18 protein-coding genes are annotated in these 21,358 nt (G+C 72.5%); 8 read left to right on the top strand and 10 right to left on the bottom strand.

Annotated features, from left to right (window positions below; all coding sequences use genetic code 11):
* Positions 1–120 precede the first annotated feature (120 nt).
* Complete coding sequence (locus ACGFYH_RS10310; protein WP_393802696.1) at positions 121–1,968, bottom strand: alpha/beta hydrolase family protein; 1,848 nt, start codon at positions 1,966–1,968, stop codon at positions 121–123.
* A complete protein-coding gene (locus ACGFYH_RS10305) occupies positions 1,965–3,278 on the bottom strand; it encodes an MFS transporter (protein ID WP_393802695.1) in 1,314 nt (437 codons plus the stop codon). Before ACGFYH_RS10305 ends, ACGFYH_RS10310 begins: the two co-directional genes overlap by 4 nt.
* Before the next feature lie 477 nt (positions 3,279–3,755).
* Here ACGFYH_RS10305 and ACGFYH_RS10300 point away from each other — a divergent pair, with 477 nt between their 5' ends.
* Positions 3,756–6,890, top strand: a complete 3,135-nt coding sequence (locus ACGFYH_RS10300) for a sacsin N-terminal ATP-binding-like domain-containing protein (protein WP_393802869.1) — start codon at positions 3,756–3,758, stop codon at positions 6,888–6,890.
* A gap of 108 nt (positions 6,891–6,998) precedes the next feature.
* Here ACGFYH_RS10300 and ACGFYH_RS10295 read toward each other — a convergent pair whose 3' ends face one another.
* Complete coding sequence (locus ACGFYH_RS10295) at positions 6,999–9,389, bottom strand: HAD-IC family P-type ATPase (RefSeq protein WP_393802694.1); 2,391 nt, start codon at positions 9,387–9,389, stop codon at positions 6,999–7,001.
* A gap of 98 nt (positions 9,390–9,487) precedes the next feature.
* Positions 9,488–9,784 carry a DUF2530 domain-containing protein gene (locus tag ACGFYH_RS10290; RefSeq protein WP_393802693.1) on the bottom strand — a complete coding sequence of 99 codons (297 nt, stop codon included), beginning with the start codon at positions 9,782–9,784 and terminating at the stop codon, positions 9,488–9,490.
* Between the two features lie 180 nt (positions 9,785–9,964).
* Here ACGFYH_RS10290 and ACGFYH_RS10285 point away from each other — a divergent pair, with 180 nt between their 5' ends.
* Complete coding sequence (locus ACGFYH_RS10285) at positions 9,965–11,422, top strand: NCS2 family permease (RefSeq protein ID WP_393802692.1); 1,458 nt, start codon at positions 9,965–9,967, stop codon at positions 11,420–11,422.
* A gap of 16 nt (positions 11,423–11,438) precedes the next feature.
* Here ACGFYH_RS10285 and ACGFYH_RS10280 read toward each other — a convergent pair whose 3' ends face one another.
* Entirely contained in the window at positions 11,439–11,621 is a 183-nt protein-coding gene (locus tag ACGFYH_RS10280) for a ribbon-helix-helix protein, CopG family (protein ID WP_393802691.1), read from the bottom strand.
* Positions 11,622–11,778: 157 nt separating this feature from the next.
* On the opposite strand from ACGFYH_RS10280, the gene ACGFYH_RS10275 reads away from it, so the two are divergent.
* The 3 genes from ACGFYH_RS10275 (at position 11,779) to thpR (ending at position 14,419) form a co-directional block, all read left to right on the top strand.
* On the top strand, positions 11,779–12,216 hold the full coding sequence (locus tag ACGFYH_RS10275; RefSeq protein ID WP_393802690.1) for a MarR family winged helix-turn-helix transcriptional regulator: 438 nt from the start codon (positions 11,779–11,781) through the stop codon (positions 12,214–12,216).
* A 27-nt stretch (positions 12,217–12,243) separates the two neighbouring features.
* Positions 12,244–13,611 (top strand): MFS transporter, encoded by a 1,368-nt coding sequence (locus ACGFYH_RS10270; RefSeq protein WP_393802689.1) that lies wholly within the window; start codon positions 12,244–12,246, stop codon positions 13,609–13,611.
* Positions 13,612–13,846: 235 nt separating this feature from the next.
* Positions 13,847–14,419: an RNA 2',3'-cyclic phosphodiesterase gene (gene thpR / locus ACGFYH_RS10265; protein WP_393802688.1), complete on the top strand. Its 573-nt coding sequence runs from the start codon at positions 13,847–13,849 to the stop codon at positions 14,417–14,419.
* Between the two features lie 158 nt (positions 14,420–14,577).
* Here the strand turns inward: thpR and ACGFYH_RS10260 are convergent, their stop codons facing one another.
* The 3 genes from ACGFYH_RS10260 to ACGFYH_RS10250 form a co-directional block, all read right to left on the bottom strand.
* Positions 14,578–15,570: an aldo/keto reductase gene (locus ACGFYH_RS10260; protein WP_393802687.1), complete on the bottom strand. Its 993-nt coding sequence runs from the start codon at positions 15,568–15,570 to the stop codon at positions 14,578–14,580.
* A 48-nt stretch (positions 15,571–15,618) separates the two neighbouring features.
* Complete coding sequence (locus tag ACGFYH_RS10255) at positions 15,619–16,212, bottom strand: Uma2 family endonuclease (RefSeq protein WP_393802686.1); 594 nt, start codon at positions 16,210–16,212, stop codon at positions 15,619–15,621.
* A 101-nt stretch (positions 16,213–16,313) separates the two neighbouring features.
* Positions 16,314–16,994 carry a GDSL-type esterase/lipase family protein gene (locus ACGFYH_RS10250; RefSeq protein ID WP_393802685.1) on the bottom strand — a complete coding sequence of 227 codons (681 nt, stop codon included), beginning with the start codon at positions 16,992–16,994 and terminating at the stop codon, positions 16,314–16,316.
* A 100-nt stretch (positions 16,995–17,094) separates the two neighbouring features.
* Here ACGFYH_RS10250 and ACGFYH_RS10245 point away from each other — a divergent pair, with 100 nt between their 5' ends.
* Complete coding sequence (locus ACGFYH_RS10245) at positions 17,095–18,084, top strand: WD40 repeat domain-containing protein (RefSeq protein WP_393802684.1); 990 nt, start codon at positions 17,095–17,097, stop codon at positions 18,082–18,084.
* 383 nt (positions 18,085–18,467) lie between these two features.
* Here the strand turns inward: ACGFYH_RS10245 and ACGFYH_RS10240 are convergent, their stop codons facing one another.
* A complete protein-coding gene (locus ACGFYH_RS10240; protein WP_393802683.1) occupies positions 18,468–18,887 on the bottom strand; it encodes an ATP-binding protein in 420 nt (139 codons plus the stop codon).
* Between the two features lie 137 nt (positions 18,888–19,024).
* Between ACGFYH_RS10240 and ACGFYH_RS10235 the strand changes: the two genes are divergently transcribed.
* Both ACGFYH_RS10235 and ACGFYH_RS10230 read left to right on the top strand, forming a co-directional pair.
* A complete protein-coding gene (locus ACGFYH_RS10235; RefSeq protein WP_393802682.1) occupies positions 19,025–19,894 on the top strand; it encodes a helix-turn-helix domain-containing protein in 870 nt (289 codons plus the stop codon).
* Complete coding sequence (locus ACGFYH_RS10230; protein ID WP_393802681.1) at positions 19,891–20,070, top strand: DUF397 domain-containing protein; 180 nt, start codon at positions 19,891–19,893, stop codon at positions 20,068–20,070. Before ACGFYH_RS10235 ends, ACGFYH_RS10230 begins: the two co-directional genes overlap by 4 nt.
* A 72-nt stretch (positions 20,071–20,142) precedes the next feature.
* Here the strand turns inward: ACGFYH_RS10230 and serC are convergent, their stop codons facing one another.
* Positions 20,143–21,261, bottom strand: a complete 1,119-nt coding sequence (gene serC / locus ACGFYH_RS10225; protein WP_393802680.1) for a phosphoserine transaminase — start codon at positions 21,259–21,261, stop codon at positions 20,143–20,145.
* Positions 21,262–21,358: the final 97 nt, after the last annotated feature.

Below are 21,358 nucleotides of genomic sequence, written 5' to 3'. Positions count from 1 at the left end.
CCCGGCGGCGCGGTGCCGCGACGGGCCGGCCGGCCGGTGGGTCAGTCCTCGTCCGTGTCCTCGGCGTTGCGGAACGGGACGGTGATGGTGATGCCGACGCTCGGCTTGCGGTTCTCCTCGTCACCCGCGAGCGGGTCGTTGTGGATGATGTCCTTCTGCATGGGCGTTTCTCCCTTCTGTGCCGGATGCGGTGGTGTGGTGCTCCCCGCTCCGGGCGGAGCGGGGCGTCTGGGGGTGGCGCCGCGCGGGGTCGCGCAGTTCCCGGTCGAGGAAGACCACGGCCCGGCGCAGCACGGTGACGTGGTCGTGGCCGTCGTAGCCGTCGTGGCCGGAGTCGAGCCACAGCGCCTCGTGCCGGACCCCGGCGGCGCGGAGGGCGGCCAGATAGCCGCGGACCTGGCCCGGCGGGCACTTGGCGTCGTGGGTGGCGGCGGCCACCAGCAGCGGGGCGCGGACGGCGGCGGCGTAGTGGAGGGGGGAGCTGCGCGCGTAGCGGCGCGGGACCTGCTCGGGCGTGCCGCCGAAGAGCCGCTCGTCCAGGGCGCGCAGGGCGGGGGTGGAGGTGCGGTGGGCGGCCGCGCTGTCGGCGACCGGTTTCACGGCGACTCCAACCTGCCACAGGTCCGGCCGGGTGCCGAGCGCGAGCAGGACGAGGTAGCCGCCCCAGGAGGTGCCCCACAGGCCGGTGGCGTCGGCGTGGATCAGCCGCCGGGCCACCAGGTCGGCCCGGACCGAGGCCAGGTCCTCGACCTGGGTGAGGCCCACCCCCGAGCGGTAGGCGTGGCGCCAGCGCGGCCCGTACCCGGTGGAGCCGCGGTAGTTGACGCGGGCCACGGCGAAGCCCGAGGCGACCAGGGAGTGGACGATGCCGTCGTAGGCGTCGCGGTCGTGGTCGGCGGGACCGCCGTGCACCAGGAAGACCGCCGGGGCCGGTCCCGGCGGACCCTCGGGCAGGCTCAGCAGGGTGTGCACGGGCCCGTCCGGGCCGGGTGTCCACACGTCACGGTGACTGCCGGGGACCGGGCCCGCGGTGGGAAGTTCGGGCAGCGCCGTGCCGTGCGTGGAACACAGCCGGGGCGGGTGGCCGGTGGCCGTCCACAGGTAGTGGAGGTCGCCGCCGGGCCGGGTGGCGGCGTCCAGGAGTGTGCCGGGCGGCGTGGGAACGGGAGACAGGGTGCGGGCGGCGAGGTCGGCCCGGTGCAGCAGGGAGCGGCCGTGCCGGTCCTGCCGGACCAGGACGGTGCGGCCGTCGCCGTCCCAGCGGGCGGTGATCTCGGTGTCGAAGACGTGCCACGCGTGCTCGCTCGTCCCGCCGCCGTCCCGCCAGGTGGCCAGCGTGTAGCCGTCCGGGCGCTCGCGGACCAGCAGCAGGACGCCGGCGCCGTCGCCGGTGTCCGGGGCGAAGCCCAGGGGCCACAGCCGGGTGCCGGGCGCGGCCGCCAGGTCGGCGCGGAGGCCCCCGTCGGGGGTGCGGACGGTGGCGCCGGCCGGGGTGGCGAGCGAGAGCAGGCGGCCGTCGGGGGTGATGCCGCCGAGGGTGGCGGAGCCGTCCACGTACAGCGCGGTGCGGGCCGCGCCGCCCCGGGGCCCGGTGTGGACGGTGGTGCCGCGGGCGTCGCCGAGCGCGATGGCGACGGTGCCGCGGTCGCTCACCGCGAGGCCCCGCGGCAGGCCGGGCGGCAGACCCGTCAGGCCCGGCCGGTCGGGTCCGCCCGCGAACGGCTGGTGCTGCCAGCGGCCCGCGCCGCGGGCGTCCTCGTCGAACCACCACACGTACCCGTCCCGGTCCACGGCACCGTGCAGTGTGCCGCCGGGGCGCCGGGTGACCTGCCGGGCGCGGCGGGTGGCGGCGTCCCAGGTGAACACCTCGCACCGGCCGTCGGAGTCGGCGGTGAAGACCATCTTCGCCGGGTCACCGGCGCACACCTCCGGCAGCGCGGCCCGGTACACCCGGTAGTCCCCGCTCATGCCGTGGCCGTCCCGGCCAGGGCGCCGCGCACCGGGCGGCGGGAGGTGTGCACGGCCAGCAGGGCCAGGGCCGCCCCGCAGGCCAACGCCGGCGCGCCGGTGGCGAACCGGTCGGTGAGCACGCCGGCCAGGACGGGCGCCAGGGCGGCGGCACCGACGGTCGCGGTGGCCAGCACCGCGCCGGTACGGGCCTGGAGTGCGGGTGCCGTGGCCGCCAGCGCTCCGGCCTGGAGGACGACCGAGGCCAGCGGCATCGCCAGGCACACCAGGGCGAACAGCAGCCCGTAGGCCCAGGCACCGGTGACCGTGGCCAGGAGCGCGGCGAGCGGGACCAGCGCCCAGGTCACGCCGGGGACGATCCGCGGGGCGCCGAACCGCCCGACGACCCGCGGCGCGGCCAGCGCCCCGGCGAGTCCGGCCGCTCCCGAGGCGGTGAGGACGCCGCCCAGCGTGGCACCGCCGTGGCCGCCGCGCTGGAGGGTGAAGACGGCCTCGTAATACAGCATCACCACGACGAGGTTGACGGTGGTGCCCCACACCAGGACCAGGCGCAGCAGCGGTGAGGAGCGCACCAGCCGCAGCCCGGCCGCCCCCTCCCGCAGCAGCCGGCCGCCGCGCCGCGCGGGCGGGCGGGGCCGGGCCGCACCGGTGGCGGGACCGGTGGCGGGGCCGGTGGCGGGGCCGGTGTCCGCCGGACCGGTGTCCGCGGGCCCGGTCCCCGTGTCCGCGGCGGGTGACGGTCCGGGCGCGCTCAGGTCGGCGCGCACGGCTCGTACGCACAGGGCGCCGACCACGTAGGACAGCGCGTCGGCGAGGAAGGGCAGTGCCCGGGACGCCTGGTAGAGCAGGCCGCCCAGGGCCGGGCCGGTGATCAGCGCGCCCTGGTCGGCGGCGGCGAGCCGGGACACCGCCCGGCCCTGGCCGGGGCCGGGGACGAGCAGCGCGACGGTGCCGCGGGCCGCGGCCTCGAAGCAGGCGGTGGCGAACCGTTCCACCAGGACGGCGGTGAGGATCAGCGCCAGCGGCGGGGTGCCGAGGAGCAGGGCGAGGCTCAGAGCGCCCATGGCGAGCGCCGCCAGGAGGGAGGAGGCCAGCATGACGCGCTTGCGGGCTCCACGGTCGGCGGCCACCGCGACGAGCGGGCCGAGCAGCAGCCCCACGGCGGTGGAGACGCCCGCGATCAGACCGACCGTCCGCGGCGAGTGCCCCAGGTGCAGCAGGAGCAGCGGCAGGACGGCACCACTGGCCTGGCTGCCGATTCCGTCGGTGGCGTTGGCCCACCACAGAAGCCGGAAATCGCGCGTTCCCACCCCGGGGTGGGACGGTCGTGCGGTCGACACTGCCCGTTCCACGGCACACCCCACCGCTATGGCGAATCAATGCAGAAAATGTGAGGGAGCTGAAAACGAGCTGGAGCCTATGGTCGCCCCACGGGTCCCGCAAGAGTGCCTCCGGCGATGGCTGGAATCCGGCGTCTTGGGCCGATACGGGCGGCACCTCGGGGAATGGCGAAACGGCGGTGATCATTCCAGGCCGGGGAACGCGCCTGTTCCCTGTTCCCGCCTGGGAAAGGAGAATGACCCGCGCTTTTTGGCCGATGGCCGGGAATTCTCTCCGGTGCGCCGGTGGTCCGTCCGGCCCCGCCCCGGTACGGGAGTCACTTTTCTGCCAATGCGCATCGCGCCGGGGCGGCGGGGGACGCCCGGCCACCGGCGGACGCGTCCTTGCCCGCGGCGGACCGGTACCTTCGACCTCACGCCGACGAGGGCCGATGAGGAGAGATGACCGTGAGCATGTTCGTACGGCCTGCCGCCGAGGGCGCGGACCCGTTCGCTACGGCACGTCTGCGGCGCGGGGTGCTGGACGCCTGGGCGACGAGTCCGGCCCGGTTCCGTGAGGACGCCAACGCGGAGGAGGACCTCGCCCTCGGCGGCTACCGCGACCGGCTGGTCGTCGAGCTCGCGCAGAACGCCGCCGACGCCGCCGCGCGCGCCGGGGTGCCCGGCCGGCTGCGGCTCACCCTGCGCGACGGTGTCCTCGTCGCCGCCAACACCGGCGCCCCGCTGGACGCGACCGGTGTCGAGTCGCTGTCCACCCTGCGCGCCTCCGCCAAGCGTGAGGCCGGGGACGGTGCGGTGGGCCGGTTCGGGGTCGGCTTCGCCGCCGTCCTGGCCGTCACCGACGAGCCCGCCGTCGTCGGCCGGCACGGCGGGGTGCGCTGGTCCCTCGCCGAGGCCCGCGACCTGGCCGCCGACACCGCCGGGCGCAGCCCCGGCCTCGGGGACGAGATCCGCCGGCGCGACGGACACGTTCCGCTGCTGAGGCTGCCGTTCCCCGCCGAGGGCAGCGCCCCCGGCCCGTACGACACGGCCGTCATCCTCCCGCTGCGCGACACGGCCGCCGCCGATCTCGCCGAACGGCTCCTGCGGGCCGTGGACGACGCCCTGCTCCTCGCCCTGCCGGGCCTTGAGGAGGTGGTGATCGAGGCCGGGGACGACGTACGCACCCTCTCCCGCCGCAGCGAGGACTCCCTGACCGTCGTGGAGGACTCCCGGGAGGGCGTCACCCGCTGGCGCACCGCCGCCGCGCACGGGTCCCTCACCCCCGACCTCCTCGCCGACCGGCCGGTCGAGGAGCGGCTGCGCCCCCACTGGTCCGTGACCTGGGCGGTGCCGGTGGACGCCGACGGTGCTCCCGCGCGGCCCCGCACCAGCCCCGTCGTGCACGCCCCGACCCCCAGCGACGAGCCGCTCGGCGTGCCCGCCCTGCTCATCGCGTCCTTCCCGCTGGACGCCACCCGCCGGCACGCCGCGCCCGGCCCGCTGACCGACTTCCTGACCGAACGGGCGGCCGACGCCTACGCCGGGCTGCTCGCCGACTGGCGGCCGGTCACCGCCGGCCTCATCGACCTGGTGCCCGGAGCGCTGGGCAGGGGCGAACTGGACGGCGCGCTGCGGCAGTCCATCCTCGACCGGCTGCCGCGCACCTCCTTCCTGCCGCCCGCCGTCCCCTTCGAGGACCGGCGTGCGGAGGACGACGACGACCTGCCGCGGTCCCTGCGGCCCCGCGACGCCGAGGTGGTGGAGGGCGCGGGCGCCGACACCGTGCGTGTCCTCGCCGAGGTACTGCCGACCCTGCTGCCCGCAGGGCTGGAGCGCCGCGCCGAACTGCGCACGCTGGGCGTGGCCCGGGTGCCGCTGACCGACGCCGTGGACCGGCTGGCGGGTCTGGAGAAGGCCCCCGGCTGGTGGCGGCGGCTCTACGACAGTCTCGCCGGGGTCGATCCCGACCGGCTGTCCGGGCTGCCGGTGCCGTTGGCCGACGGACGTACGACCATCGGTCCCCGGCAGGTACTGCTGCCCTCCCCCGACGCGGCCTCGTCCGACCCCGAGGTCCTCACCCGGCTCGGTCTCAAGGTCGCCCACCCGGACGCCGCGCACCCGCTCCTGGAGAAGCTCGGCGCCCTCGCGGCCACCCCGCGCGCCGTGCTCACCACCCCGCAGGTCCGGGCCGCCGTCGCCGCCTCCCTGGACGACGAGGGCGCCGCGAACTGGGAGGAGGACGCCCTCGACGCCGAGGAACTGGCCGACACCGTCCTCGGCCTGGTCCGCGACGCCGGACTCGACCCCGGGGACGAGCCCTGGCTGGGCGCCCTCGCGCTGCCCGACGAGGACGGCGAACTCTCCCCTGCGGGCGAACTCGTCTTCCCCGGCAGCCCGTTCGCCGAGGTCATGCGCGAGGACGAACTCGCCGCCGTGGACGCGGAACTCGCCGGGAGGTGGGGCCCCGAGCCGCTGGCCGCCTGCGGCGTGCTCGTCACCTTCGCCCTGGTCCGCGCCACCGACGTCGTCCTGGACCCCGACGAACTGGAGCCCCGCGAGGGGGACTTCGCCGAGCCCGACGACGCGGGGCTGCTGGACGCCGTGGACGTGTGGAGCGAGGACGTCCTCGACCGTTTCCCGGACACCCCCGTCCCGCCGGTCGCCACCGAGATCGTCGCCGTGCGCGACCTCGACCTCGTGGACGACGACCGGTGGCCCCAGGCCCTCGCCCTGCTGTCCCGCCCGCCCCTGCGCGACGCGCTCGTCCAGCCGGTGCGCGTCCTGCTGCCCGACGGCACCCACGAGGTCGTACGGCCGTACACCGCGTGGTGGCTGCGCGGGCATCCGGTGCTCGGCGGACGCCGGCCGGCCGGTCTGCGCGCGGCGGGCGGCGACCCGCTGCTGCGCGGCCTGTACGAGGAGGCCGACGCGGCCGGCTTCGAGGACGAGCAGGTGCTGCGCGCACTGGGCGTACGCACGTCCGTCGCCGCCCTCCTCGACGAGCCCGGCGGCGCGGCCGAGCTCCTCGACCGCCTCGCCGACCCCGGCCGTCCGGTCACAACCGCCCAGTTGCACGCCCTGTACGGGGCGCTGGCCGAACTGGACCCGGAGCAGGTCACCCTGCCGGACGAGGTGCGGGCCGTGGTCGACGGCCGGGTGGAGGTGGTGGACGCCGCCGACGCCGTGGTGGTGGACTCGCCGGACCTGCTGCCCTTCACGTCCGGGGTGCCGCTGCTGCCCGTGCGGCCGGCCCGGGCCGCCGAGCTGGCGGAGCTGTTCCAGGTGCGGCGGCTGAGCGAGTCCGTCACCGGCCGCCTGGACTCCGAGGGCACCGAGCACGCCGTACCGGAGCCGGTGCGGGTGCTGCTCGGGTCGCGGACCCCGGCGTCGTACGTGGAGCACGAGGAACTGGTCGTCGACGGTGTGGAGATCGACTGGCGGCTGGCGGACGACGGCGCGCTGCACGCCGCGACGCTGGAGGGCGTCGCCGCGGGGCTCGCCTGGGCGGCGGGTCAGTGGCCGCGGCGCTTCGAGGTGGCCGCCCTGCTGGAGGACGAGTCCCGCACGGAGGAGCTGGCCAGGGACCGCTGGTTCGACTAGGGGCTTCGCCGATTACGTGAACACTCGGCGTGGATGTGTCCTCGGCGTGCTCAGGAGAGCGCGCCGAGGACACTGGGGGCCGATGTGCTCACGCTTTCCGGGGAGCACTCACACCGGGAGCCGCCGGCCCACCCACCTCCACGTCAGCTCCAGCAGGCCCGCCGCGATCACCGCGACGCCGACGGCGGTCCACGGCATGGTCACGCCCACCAGCTTCAGCGCGAAGAAGTCCTGGAGCCACGGCACCACCAGAACCACCAGGAAGGCCAGGCCCATCGCCGCCACCAGCAGCGCCCGCCACCAGGTGTAGGGCCGGGCGATGATCGCCAGTACCCACATCGAGACCAGGAACAGCGTCAGCGTCGCCGCGCTCGTCTCCGCGTCCAGCGCACCCGGCCCGGAGTAGTGCCGCCGGGCGACGAGATACGTCACGAAGGTCGCCGCCCCGGCCAGCACCCCGCCCGGGACCGCGTACCGCATCACACGCAGTACGAAGCGGGGCCTGGCCCGTTCCCCGTTCGGGGCGAGGGCCAGGAAGAAGGCGGGGACGCCGATGGTGAGCGTCGAGAGCAGGGTGAGGTGGCGGGGCAGGAACGGATACTCCACCTGCGAGCAGACCACCAGGATCGCCAGCAGCACCGAGTACACGGTCTTCACCAGGAACAGGGTCGCCACACGCGTGATGTTGCCGATGACGCGACGGCCCTCGGCCACCACCGACGGCAGGGCGGCGAAGCTGTTGTCGAGCAGCACGATCTGCGCGACCGCCCGGGTCGCCTCCGAGCCCGAGCCCATCGCCACGCCGATGTCCGCGTCCTTGAGCGCCAGGACGTCGTTGACGCCGTCACCGGTCATCGCGACCGTGTGGCCGCGCGACTGCAGGGCGCCCACCATGTCCCGCTTCTGCTGCGGGGTGACCCGCCCGAACACCGTGCCCCCGTCGAGCGCCACGGCCATCTCCTCCCGCTCGGCGGGCAGCCGGCGCGCGTCGACGGTGGTTCCGGACAGCCCCAGCTTGGCGGCGACCGCGCCGACCGACACCGCGTTGTCCCCGGAGATGACCTTGGCGCGGACGTCCTGGTCGGCGAAGTAGCGCAGCGTGTCGGCTGCGTCCGCGCGCAGCCGCTGCTCCAGCACCACCAGGGCGAAGGGCTCGACGCCCTCGGCCACGCCGGGGTCGCCGAGGTCGCGGACGGCGCGGGCCAGCAGCAGCACCCGCAGGCCCCGCTCGTTGAGCCGCCCGGTCTCGGCGAGCGCCGGGTCGTCCTCGGCCAGCAGCACGTCCGGCGCGCCCAGCAGCCACGTACTGGAGGTGCCGACGCCCTCGCCGAGCGTGGCGCCGCTGTACTTGCGGGCGGAGGAGAAGGGCAGCGACTCGGTGCGGCGCGGTCCGCGGTCCGCCGGGTAGGCCTCGGCGACGGCCCGCAGAGAGGCGTTCGGGCGGGGGTCGGACGCCCCGAGGGCGCCGAGCACCGTGCGGACGTACGCCTCGTCGGCGCCGTCGAGCAGCCGCAGGCCGGTGACGTCCATGCCGCCCTCGGTGAGGGTGCCGGTCTTGTCCAGGCAGACGGTGTCGACGCGGGCCAGTCCCTCGATGGCGGGCAGCTCCTGGACGAGGCACTGCTTGCGGCCGAGCCGGACGACGCCGATCGCGAAGGCGACGGAGGTGAGCAGGACCAGGCCCTCGGGGACCATGGGCACGATGCCGCCGACCGTCCGCGCGATCGAGTCGTCCAGCTCGTTGTCCTCGGCCAGCAGCTGGCTGAGGATCAGGCCGAGCGCGGTCGGGACCATCATCCACGTGACGTACTTGAGAATCGTGGAGATGCCGGACCGCAGCTCCGACCGGACCAGCGTGAAGCGGGACGCCTCCTCGGCGAGCTGCGCGGCGTAGGCCTCCCGCCCCACCTTGGTCGCCCGGAAGGCGCCGCCGCCCGCGACCACGAAGCTGCCCGACATGACCTGGTCGCCGGGCCGCTTGACGACCGGGTCGGCCTCACCGGTCAGCAGCGACTCGTCGATCTCCAGCCCGTCCGCCTCGACGCACACGCCGTCGACGACGGCCTTGTCACCGGGGCCGATCTCGATGACGTCGTCCAGCACGATCTCGGAGGTACTGATCGCGGCGGGGCTCCCGTCCCGGCGCACCGTCGGCCGGACCTCGCCGATCAGGGCCAGCGAGTCGAGGGTCTTCTTCGCCCGCCACTCCTGGACGATGCCGATGCCGGTGTTGGCGAGGATCACGAAGCCGAACAGGCCGTCCTGGATCGGCGCGACGAACAGCATGATCACCCAGAGCACGCCGATGATCGCGTTGAACCGGGTGAGGACGTTGGCGCGGACGATGTCGGCCAGTGACCGGCTGCTGCGCACCGGCACGTCGTTGACCTGACCGCGCGCGATCCGTTCGGCGACCCCGGCCGCCGTGAGCCCGGCCGCGGGGGCGGGCGCGTCAACGGGGTGCGTGGCATCGAGTCCGCCCGCGTCGAGATGCGTCATGCATTCGACGGTACGTGCGGCTTCACGGCTTCACCCACCGAGTGCGCGGAAGATCCGACCCGGGTACGAGGGGCCCGGCGCGCCGTGCTGCCCCGGTACTACGCGGTGGGCCGGTCCCGCGCCGCGGACCGGTCCGTGCCCGCCTCCGGTACGGCGGAGTCCCGCTTGATCGCGGCCTCCCGCCCCCGGACGTACCAGATGCCGATCAGTCCGAGGCCCGCACCGGCCAGGCAGGTCCACACCCACCAGGTGTGCCCGTGGTCGTCGAACCAGCCGTAGAAGGGCAGCTGCGCCAGGAAGAGGACGAACCAGAGGATGGTGCCGCCGATGACGGTCGCAACCACGGGGCCCTCCAGGGGCTCCGGCGCCTCGTGCGTGGGTGTCCACTTCGTCATGCGTACAGCTTACGAGGAGCGCGCGAACGGGTTGACGGCGCGGCGACGCCGGGGTCTACGCGCGGAGATAGCGATCCGCGGCTCATACCTTCATACTGAACCCGTTTGTCTCTGACCGCTTTCATTCGTAGAAAACACCAACAAGGCCGTGGGGGAACCTGTTGGTGACGAGGTCCCCGCATGCCCACCTCGGCCTCCGCCAAGGTCCCCCCGTCCCCCGAGCCGCCGGAAGACCGGCGGCCCCCGCAGAACGGCCTCGACCGCTACTTCAAGATCTCCGAGCGCGGCAGCACCCTGCCCCGCGAGATCCGCGGCGGCTTCGCCACCTTCTTCGCCATGGCCTACATCATCGTGCTGAACCCGATCATCCTGGGCAGCGCGAAGGACATGTACGGCAACCAGCTCGACAACGGGCAGCTGGTCACCGCGACCGCCCTGACGGCGGCCTTCACCACCCTCCTGATGGGCGTGATCGGCAACGTCCCGATCGCGCTGGCCGCGGGCCTCGGCGTGAACTCCGTCGTCGCCCTCCAGCTCGCCCCGCGGATGTCCTGGCCGGACGCCATGGGCATGGTGGTCCTGGCCGGTTTCATCGTCATGCTGCTGGTCGCCACCGGCCTGCGTGAGCGCGTGATGAACGCCGTGCCCTACAGCCTGCGCAAGGCCATCGCGATCGGCATCGGCCTGTTCATCATGATCATCGGTCTCGTCGACTCCGGCTTCATCACCCGGATGCCGGACGCCGCCCGGACGACGGTCCCGATCCAGCTCGGTACCGGCGGCCACCTGCACGGCTGGCCGGTGCTGGTCTTCGTCCTCGGTGTGCTGCTGACCCTCGCGCTGATCGTCCGCAGGACCCCGGGCGCCATCCTCATCTCGATCGTCGTGATGACGGGTTTCGCGATGGTCCTCAACGCCGTCACCGACATCCCCTCCTGGGGTCTGACCACCCCCGAGTGGCCCGGCAACCCCGTCGCCACGCCCGACTTCGGGCTGGTCGGCGAGGTCAGCCTGTTCGGCGGGTTCGACAAGGTCGGCGTCCTGACCGGTGTGCTGTTCGTCTTCACCGTGCTGCTGTCGTGCTTCTTCGACGCGATGGGCACGATCATGGGGGTCAGCGACGAGGCGAAGCTGACCGACGGCGAGGGCCAGATGCCGGGCATCAGCAAGGTCCTGTTCGTCGACGGGGTCGCGGTCGCCGCGGGCGGTGCCAGCTCCGCGTCGGCCACCACCTGCTTCGTGGAGTCCACGGCCGGCGTCGGCGAGGGCGCCCGCACCGGCTTCGCCAACATCGTCACCGGCGCGCTGTTCGCCCTGGCGCTGTTCCTGACGCCGGTCGCCACGATGGTCCCGTCCCAGGCGGCCACCCCGGCGCTGATCGCGGTCGGCTTCCTGATCCTGGCCGGTTCGATCAGGGAGATCGACTGGTCCGACCTCACGATCGCCATCCCGGCCTTCGTGACGATGGTCATGATGCCGTTCACCTACTCGATCACCAACGGCATCGGCATGGGCTTCATCGCCTTGTCGGTGCTGCGCCTGGCGGCCGGGCGGGGCCGGGAGGTCCCGGCCGCGATGCACGTGGTGTCGGTGGTCTTCGCCTTCTACTACCTGATGCCGGCCCTGGGCCTGACGTGATGCCCGCGGGGCGCGCTCAGGTGACCCCGTAGAACCGTTCCGTCTCCTCCACGGCGGACTGGAACCGCTCGTCGAAGTCATCGCGAATGAGCGTCCGGACGACGTAGTCCTGGACGCTCATTCCTCTTCTGGCCGCATGGTGCCGGAGCCGGTCGAGCAGCTCCCCGTCCATCCGCAGGCTGAGCACTCTGGTCCCCATGCGCACGAGGGTGGCTCCCGCCGGCCTGGTAATACTCCGATTTCCGGAAACGGCTCACTCGTACGGGTGAACTGTGGGTTTCAGGTGGCGGGCGTCACGGGCAGTCGGGCGGTGCAGCGGTGGTATTTCGCTAGACTAATGAGTTACGCTAAGGAACATGCCGGACCTCAAGCATGGCGACGACGCCGCCGCCGTGAACTCCCTGCGCTCCGCCGTGATGCGGCTGTCCCGTCGGCTCAAGCACCAGCGGGTCGACGAGTCGCTCAGCCCCACCGAGATGTCGGTGCTGGGCACCCTGTCCCTCTGCGGCAGTGCGACCCCGGGCGAGCTGGCCCGCAAGGAACACGTCCAGCCGCCCTCGATGACCCGCATCGTGGCACTCCTCGAGGCCAAGGGTTTGGTCCGGCTGGAGCCGCACCCCGAGGACCGGCGCCAGAAGGTCGTGACGCAGACCGAGCAGGCCGTGGTGATGCTGGAGGAGAGCCGCCGCAAGCGGAACGCGTTCCTGGCCACGCTGGTCGAGGGGCTCGACGAGGACGAGTGGGCGAAACTGCGCGCCGCCGCCCCCGTGCTGGAGAAGCTCGCACACAGGTAAGCAGTTCTCGCGAGGAGGCGAACCTTTTTGAGTACGGGATCCGGAGCAGCTTCCGCCCCCGCACCCGACGGCCCCGACGACCCGACCACCACCAGGCCCGACGTCCCTCGCAGGACCTCGATGTTCGCCTCCCTGAAGGTCAGGAACTACCGCCTGTTCTTCCTGGGCCAGGTCGTCTCCAACATCGGCACCTGGATGCAGCGCATCGCCCAGGACTGGCTGGTGCTCAGCCTCACCGGCTCCTCGGCCGCGGTCGGTATCACCACCGCCCTGCAGTTCCTGCCGATGCTGCTCTTCGGCCTCTACGGCGGCGTCCTCGTCGACCGCCTGCGCAAGCGGCCCACGCTGCTGGTCACCCAGTCCGCGATGGCCGTGACCGCCCTGGCCCTCGCCGTCCTCACCCTGAGCGGCCACGTACAGGTCTGGCACGTCTACGTCGCCGCCTTCGCGATGGGCCTGGCCACCGTCATGGACAACCCGGCCCGGCAGTCCTTCGTCGCCGAGCTGGTCGGCCGGGACCAGCTGCAGAACGCGGTCAGCCTGAATTCGGCCAACTTCCAGTCCGCCCGCCTGGTCGGCCCCGCCGTCGCCGGTCTGATGATCACCGGGGTGGGCACCGGCTGGGCGTTCCTCGCCAACGGCCTGTCCTTCGTCGCGCCGCTGAGCTGCCTGCTGCTGATGCGCGCCCGTGAACTGCACGTCGTCCAGCGCGCCGCGCGCGGCAAGGGACAGCTGCGCGAGGGCCTGCACTACGTCGCCGGGCGCCCCGAGCTGATCTGGACGATCACCCTGGTCGGCTTCATCGGCACCTTCGGCTTCAACTTCCCGGTCTTCCTGTCGGCCTTCGCCGACGACGTCTTCGACGCGGGGGCCGGCGCGTACAGCCTCTTCAACACCCTCATGGCCGTCGGCTCACTCGCCGGCGCGCTGCTGGCCGCCCGGCGCGGCACGGCCCGGCTGCGCGTACTGATCGCGGCGGCCCTCGGCTTCGGTGCCCTGGAGATCGTGGCGTCGACGGCGCCCAGCCTGTGGCTGTTCGCGCTGCTGATGGTCCCGATCGGCGTCTTCAGCATGACGGTCAACGTCACCGCCAACACCAGCATCCAGATGTCCACCGACCCGGCCATGCGGGGCCGCGTGATGGCCCTGTACATGATGGTCTTCCTCGGCGGTTCCCCGGTGGGCGCGCCGGTCGTCGGCTGGGTCACCGACACCTACGGCGCCCGGGTCGGTTTCGCCGCCGGCGGCGCCGTCGCGGCCACGGCGGCCCTCGTGATCGGCCTGGTCCTGGCCCGTGTCGGCAACCTGCGCCTGTCGGTCGGCTGGCACCGGGGGCACCCGCAGGTCCGGTTCGTGCCGCGGGAACGGCGCGAGGAGCTGGCGCCGGCGGCGTAGGGGGACCCGGGGCCCCGCGGGGAACCCAGGGAACCCGGGCCCTCAGGGAACCCGGGCCCCCAGGGAACCCGGGCCCCCAGGGAACCCGGGCCCTCAGGGAACCCGGGCCCCCAGGGAACCCGGGCCCCCAGGGAACCCGGGCCCCCAGGGAACCCGGGCCCCCAGGGAACCCCGGCCCCCGGGGGACCCGGGCCCGCGGGGGACCCGGGCGGCGGGGCTCTGCGAGGCTGGCGGCATGAGACTGTTCGCCGCCGTACTGCCGCCCGAGGACGTCACCGCCGCGCTCGCCGCCGAGGTGGCCGTGCTGCGCGGGCTGCCCGGCGCGGACGGGCTGCGCTGGACCGGCCGCCCGGGCTGGCACCTCACCCTCGCCTTCTACGGTGAGGTCGACGACGACCTCGTACCGGACCTGTCGGCCCGCCTGGAGCACGCGGCCCGTCGCACCCCGCCCTTCGAGCTGGCGCTGCGCGGCGGCGGCCGGTTCGGGCGCGGACGGGCACTGTGGGCGGGCGTGCAGGGCGGCCTCACGACGCTGCGGCTGCTGGCCGACCGCGCGGAGTCGGCGGGGCGCAAGGCGGGCGTGGCGATGGGCGAGCACGGGCGCCACAAGCCCCACCTGACCCTGGCGCGCGGCAGGCAGGCGGTCGACGTACGCCCCTGGGTCGAGGCACTGGACGGCTTCACCAGTGCCACCTGGACCGTGACGGACCTGGTGCTGGTGCGCAGCAACCTGCCGGAGTCGGGCGTGCCCGGCGAGCGGCCGCGTTACGAGACGGTCGCCCGCAGCCCGCTCGGCGCCTCCGGTTAGGCTCGGGCCCGTGGACCCGAAGACCCGGAACCGGATCATGGCCGGTGTGCTCGTGCTGATGCTCGTGGTGGTGGCGGTGGCGGCGGCCCTCGGCTGAGCCCAGGTGCGCGGCCCCGGGGTGTGACCCCGTGCGGGCGCCGCCGCCCCCGCTCACCCCGCTACCAGGCGAAGGCCTCCGGAGAGGGCCCCGGGCCCGGGAAGACCTCGTCGAGCCCGGTCAGCAGCTCGCTGGACAGCTCCAGCTCCACGGCCCGCAGCGCCGACGCCAGCTGCTCGGCGGTGCGCGGGCCGACGATCGGGCCGGTCACGCCGGGCCGGGTCAGCAGCCAGGCCAGCGCGGCCTCGCCCGGCTCGATGCCGTGCTTGTCGAGCAGGTCCTCGTACGCCTGGATTTGCGCCCGCTTCGCCGGATCGGCCAGGGTGTCGGCCGCCCGCCCCGAGGCGCGGCGCCCGCCCTGGACCTCCTTCCTGATGACCCCGCCGAGCAGCCCGCCCTGCAGCGGCGACCACGGGATGACGCCGAGTCCGTACTCCCGCGCGGCCGGGATCACCTCCATCTCGGCGCGGCGCTCGGCCAGGTTGTACAGGCACTGCTCGCTGACCAGCCCGATGGTCCCGCCGCGCCGGGCGGCGGTCTCGTTGGCCTGCGCGATCTTGTATCCGGGGAAGTTCGACGACCCGGCGTAGAGCACCTTGCCCTGCTGGACCAGTGTGTCGATGGCCTGCCAGATCTCGTCGAACCCGGTGGCGCGGTCGATGTGGTGGAACTGGTACAGGTCGATGTGGTCCGTCCGAAGCCGCTTCAGGCTCGCGTCGACCGCCCGCCGGATGTTCACGGCGGACAGCTTGTCGTGGTTGGGCCATGCCTCGCCGTCGGCGCCCATGTTGCCGTACACCTTGGTGGCGATGACGGTCCTGTCGCGCCGGTCGCCGCCCTTGGCGAACCAGTTGCCGATGATCTCCTCGGTACGGCCCTTGTTCTCGCCCCAGCCGTACACGTTGGCGGTGTCGAAGAAGTTGATGCCGGCGTCCAGCGCCGCGTCCATGATCGCGTGGCTGTCGGCCTCGTCGGTCTGCGGACCGAAGTTCATCGTCCCGAGGACGAGCCGGCTGACCTTGAGTCCTGTGCGTCCCAGCTGCGTGTACTTCATGGTCCCCAAGCCAACGGCTTGGAGTGCGCTCCAGGCAAGCGGGCCCGCTCAGTCGCGGGGGAAGTCGGCGGTTTCGAGAGTGAGGCCCAGGTGGGTGGTTGTCATGTCGACGACTCCGCCGTACTCGATCGAGGCGTCGGTCACGTAGATGCCGTCCTTGGGCTGGGTGAACAATCGGCACCTGCCCGCATAGGGGTCGGCGATGAGATAGACCGGCACTTCCGCCAGGGCATAGGCGGTCTTTTTGGCTTCGTAGTCGTTACGTGCTGTGCCCTTCGAGATGACCTCAGCGACGAACTCGACATCCTCGTAGCGCCACCTGCCGGTGTCGCCCTTCTGCGCCCCGCCCTTGATCTTGGCGACGTCCGGGCAGAATCCGTTCTCGTGACCGGGGAAATCGATGCGGACGTCCGAGAGAATTCTGGCCTGCCGCCGTCCGAAGCGATCTTCCAGAGCCCAAAGGATCTCGCGGATGGTTTCCCAGTGGATGTCCCGCTGCGGTGCCATGTAGACAACCCCCCCGACGATCTCGACCTTGTACCCCTCGGGGACGGGCATCTTCTCGAGTCGCTCGAACATCTCGTCGAGTCGACGCGTGTTGTCGCTCTCGGCCATCGCGATCCTGTCGTCAAGGACGGTCATCGTGGCGCTCCTCCCCGGCTGACCCAACTACGAGTACAGCCGCGCGGTACAACGATACGCACGGTGACCTGGTCACGGGAGGGCACGCATATGCCAGGGCGCTAGTGGCGAGCGGAGTACGGCCCGCCCAGACCCCACTCCTCGTCCATCGCCGTCGCGAACGCCTCCGCGATCCGGTGCTCGCCGCTCTCGTTGGGATGCGTGCCGTCGTAGGTGTCCGTGTGGAAGTCCCACGGAACCGGAGGCGGGACGAGCAGCAGCGGGGCGCCCGGGTCGTCGAGGTCGGTGACGGTCTTCACGAGGAGTTCGTTGAACCGGGTGACCTGCTCGGCGAAGGACTCGTCGGCCTCCACCCGGATGTTGTGCAGCACCGGCATCACCGCCACGCGCACGCGCGGGTTCACCGAGCGCGCGTTCGCCGCGAAGGCGCGGACGTTGGCGGCGGTCTGCTCGGCGTTCGTGTAGAAGCCGAGGTCGATCAGGCCCAGGGAGACCAGGAGCACGTCCGCGCGGCAGGACCGGACCGCCTCTCCGACCAGCGGGGCCATGTGGTGCCAGCCCTCGCCCCAGCCGGCCAGGTGGGCGCGGGGGAAGCCGGGGTCGGCGTAGGCGTACGAGGTGGGGGCGTCCGTCGCCTGGTCGTGCAGGGCCTCGCGCGGGCCGACGAAGGTGAAGGGGCGGCCGCAGGAGTCGCGCAGGTGCTGCCACAGCCGGTAGCGCCACGTGTGTTCGCCGGCGCTCCCGATCGTCATGGAGTCACCGACGAACATGAACCTGAGCATCCGCTCATCATGGACGATCGCCCTGGTCGGCGCGATGTGAGCCCGACCACGCAGGGTGACCGCCGACGTGAACGCCCGCACGGGATGGCAGGCTTGGCCCATGCGCCGACCCTTCGCCCTCCTCGCCTCGGCCCTTCTCGTGGGCGCGTTCGCCGTGCCCGCCTCCGCGGCGGACGCGGACGACCGGCCCGCCGGGAGCGACGGGTTCACGATCAAGGACCCGCGCATCACCGAGTCCAGCGGCCTCGCCGCGTCCCGCCTGCACCCCGGCGTCTACTGGACCCACAACGACCAGGACACGGGGCCGTACCTCTACGCCGTGGACGGCGCCACCGGCGAGACCGTCGCCCGCGTCGCGCTGTCCGGCGTCGGCACGCCCCGCGACGTCGAGGCGATCGCCATCGGGCCCGGCAACAAGATCTTCGTCGGCGACATCGGCGACAACGACGGCGTGACCTGGCCGTACGTGTGGATCTACGAGCTGCCCGAGCCGTCGGAGCTGAAGGACCAGACGGTCAAGGCGACGCAGTACGTCGTGAAGTACGCGGACGGTTCCCGCGACGCGGAGTCGATGGTGGTCCACCCGAAGACCGGGCGGGTCTACATCATCGACAAGCACGAGGACGGCGGGCACCTGTACGAGGGCCCGGCGAAGCTGTCGCCCTCCGGCACCAACGTCTTCAAGCCCACCGTGCCCGTGGACCTGTGGGCCACGGACGCCGCGTTCTCCCCGGACGGTGAGCAGCTCGCCGTGCGCGGCTACCTCGGGGGCGTCTGGTACGACTGGAACGGCGGGAAGATCAAGCGCGGGGAGCGGATCAGCGTGCCCCTGGGGCAGGGGGAGTCCGCCACCTACACCACCGACGGCAAGGAGCTGCTGCTCGGCATGGAGGGCGTCAACAGCCCCGTGAAGGCCGAGGACGTGCCCGGAAAGGGCGGTGGTTCCGGCGGGGGCGGTTCCGACTCCGCGGGCGGGGACTCCGACGGGTCCGACGGCCCGGGCGGGATCACGCTCAAGGTCGGCGCGGTCGGGCTGCTCGTCGCGCTCGCGGCCCTGCTCGGCCTACGCCGGGTCTTCCGCCGCCGCTGAGCCGTCCGCGGCGGCCGGGCCGTCGGCAGCCCGGCGGGCGGTCTTCCTGATGCCGGGCATGTTCGTGATGACCATGGCGTTCGGCTTCACCAACAACGGGTGATCGCGCGGGTGCGGCGCGGTATCAAGGTCTGAGAACATACGGCCGCACCACGTCGTCCTCGGTCTGCCACACCTGCGGCGGCGACGTGTCCGGTCCGGGCCAGCAGGGCTCGTCCCTCGGGTAGGGCAAGTAGCGCCCCGCAGCTCGGCAGCGCTTGTGCCAACGGCGCCAGCGAGCGTCGTACGGGCTGGGGAGCGGCCACACGTAAGGGTCCGGCTCGCGTACCTCACTGGCGAGGGTTGCCGCCGTCGTCCTGTCGGCGCGCCGCCGTACGAGCGTGTCAAGGAGCCGCCGGAGCCGCATCGGGCCTCCCCGCGAGCGAGAAGCGCGCCCAGACGCACTTCGTGTACGGGCCCTGACGGCACCCCCAGTCCTCCGACAGCGCCGATACGAGGGCCAGCCCGCGCCCGCCCTCCTCGTCGGGGCCGGAGTCGTGGAGCCGGGGGAGTCTGTCCCGGTCCGGGTCGGAGACCTCCAGGACCAGGTCCGGACCGTCCAGGGTGAGGGTGACGCCGACCTGCGCGTACGACGTGCGGCAGTGCAGTACGGCGTTGGTGACGAGTTCGCTGGCCAGCAGGACCACGGCCTCGGTGAGTTCGTCGGCGACGCCCCAGCCGGCGAGGGCCTTGTGTAACCGCTGCCGGGCTGTCGGCACGTGTCGCCTGTGCTTCGGGACGAGGAAGCTCTCGGTTGCGGGCATGGAGCCGAAGCTAGGGCCGCAAACGACGCACGCACAACCCACTCAACTGAATACATTCAGTCGTCCACTCGATCGAGTGAAGCGCTCTCGTTGCGAGGGCAGGTGTGGCATCGTGGCGCGAGGAGAGGGGAGGACCCATGCCCGCAGGTGGACGGCCGACCGTACGCAGTAGGCGCCTGGGGATGGCGCTCAGGCAGTACCGGCATGCTGCGAAGCTCGATCAGCCGCAGGCGGCCGAGATTATCGCGGCAAGTCAGGCAAGAGTGAGCCGCCTTGAGAGCGGGCATGTCACCGCGCGCGTCATCGAGGTGCGGCTGCTGCTGGACGCGTACGGCGTCACGGATCCGGATGTACGCACCAAATTGGAGGAGTTGGCCAAGCACTCCAAGAACCGGGGCTGGTGGCTCGAACACGCGGAGCACCTGCGGCCCGACTATGTTGATCACCTCGCTCTGGAGGACGACGCGACCTACATCCGCGAGTGGGTGCCTGTCATGGTGCCGGGACTTCTGCAGACTCCGGCCTATGCGGAAGCGGTGATCGTCGGCGGTCCCCACTACATGGAGCCGGAGAAGGCCGCACAGTTGGTGAAAGTGCGCATGGGGCGGCAGGCGAAGATCGAAGAGGGCGCGGTGTCTTACACGGCCATCCTCTCGGAGGCAGTCCTCGCACACCCGTTGGTGAGCGTCGCGATCCACCGCGAGCAGTTGTCCGCGCTGCTTGACGCCGGGAAGCGGAAGAACGTCACGGTGCAGGTGCTGCCGTTCAGTGCTGGTGTCCTGGTCGGCTACACCTCTGCCTTCTCCTCTTTCAGCTTCGACGAGGAGCCGACGGTCGAAGCGGTAACCATGGACAACCTGCGTGGCACGTCCGTCCTTGAAGCACCCGAGGATCTCGCCGCTTACGCCAATGCGTTCGACCTACTACGATCGTCGGCGTTGGCGCCGGACGCGAGCGAGAAGCTCATCCGGGGCATACTGCGGAGTTTGAAGGAAGACACATCGTGACCGAGGTCGTAAGCCCCTTTTGGAAGTCCTCGTACTCGGGCCAGGAGAACAACTGCGTCGAGGTCGCCGACACGGCCCCCTGCGGTCGCGCCATCCGCGACAGCAAGCAGCAGGGCGGCCCCCTGCTCACCGTCTCCCGCGAGGGCTGGCAGGCCTTCCTGCGTCAGTTCGCGTAGGCCTCGCACACACGGAGGGCGCCCGGCGGATGATCCGCCGGGCGCCCTCCGTCGTCGTACGGGACGAAACGGCTAGAGCTTCTCGATCACGTAGTCCACGCACTTCGTCAGCGCCTCGACGTCCGCCGGGTCGATCGCCGGGAACATCGCGACGCGCAGCTGGTTGCGGCCGAGCTTGCGGTACGGCTCGGTGTCGACGACGCCGTTGGCGCGCAGCACCTTGGCGACGGCGGCGGCGTCGATGTCGTCGGAGAAGTCGATCGTGCCGATGACCTGCGAGCGCTTGGCCGGGTCCGAGACGAACGGGGTGGCGTACTTGGCCTCCTCCGCCCAGGTGTACAGGCGGGTCGAGGAGTCCTTGGTGCGGGCGGTGGTGAAGTCCAGGCCGCCCTGGCCGTTCATCCAGTCGAGTTGCTCGCCGAGGAGGAAGAGGGTGGCCAGCGCCGGGGTGTTGTACGTCTGGTTCTTGCGGGAGTTGTCGATCGCCGTCGGCAGCGAGAAGAACTCCGGGACGTGCCGGCCGGACGCGTGCACGCGTTCGGCGCGCTCGATCGCGGCCGGGGAGAAGACGCCGATCCACAGGCCGCCGTCGGAGGCGAAGGACTTCTGCGGGGCGAAGTAGTAGACGTCCGTCTCCGACACGTCCACCGGCAGGCCGCCCGCGCCGGACGTCGCGTCGACCAGCACCAGGGCGCCCTCGTCGGCACCGGCCACGCGCTTGATCGGCATGGCGACACCGGTGGAGGTCTCGTTGTGCGTGAGGCCGTACACGTCCACGCCGGCCTCGGCGCGCGCCCCGGGGTGGGTGCCCGGGTCGGAGGAGACGACGGTCGGCTCGGCCAGCCAGGGGGCGAGCTTCGCGGCCTTGGCGAACTTGGAGGAGAACTCGCCGAAGCTCAGGTGCTGCGACTTGTTCTCGATCAGGCCGTGGGTCGCGACGTCCCAGAACGCGGTGGAGCCACCGTTGCCGAGGATCACCTCGTAGCCGTCGGGGAGCCGGAACAGCTCGTGGATGCCCTCACGGACCTTGCCGACCAGGTTCTTGACGGGCGCCTGGCGGTGGGAGGTGCCGAGCAGGGACGTACCGGTGGCGGCCAGGGCGTCCAGCGCCTGAACCCGCACCTTGGAGGGGCCCGCGCCGAATCGACCGTCCGCGGGCTTGATGTCAGCAGGAATCTGGATCTCAGCCACGAGCGGGAGGGTATCGCCTCGGCCAAACCGGGCGAGGACATGTCCGTCCGATGAGACGAGATCTCCGCCGTGCGGGCCTGTGGCGAGCTACGAGAGC

The sequence above is a fragment of the Streptomyces sp. NPDC048392 genome, assembly GCF_043200575.1.
GTDB lineage: Bacteria > Actinomycetota > Actinomycetes > Streptomycetales > Streptomycetaceae > Streptomyces.
This window is presented reverse-complemented; position numbering and strand designations above follow the sequence as displayed.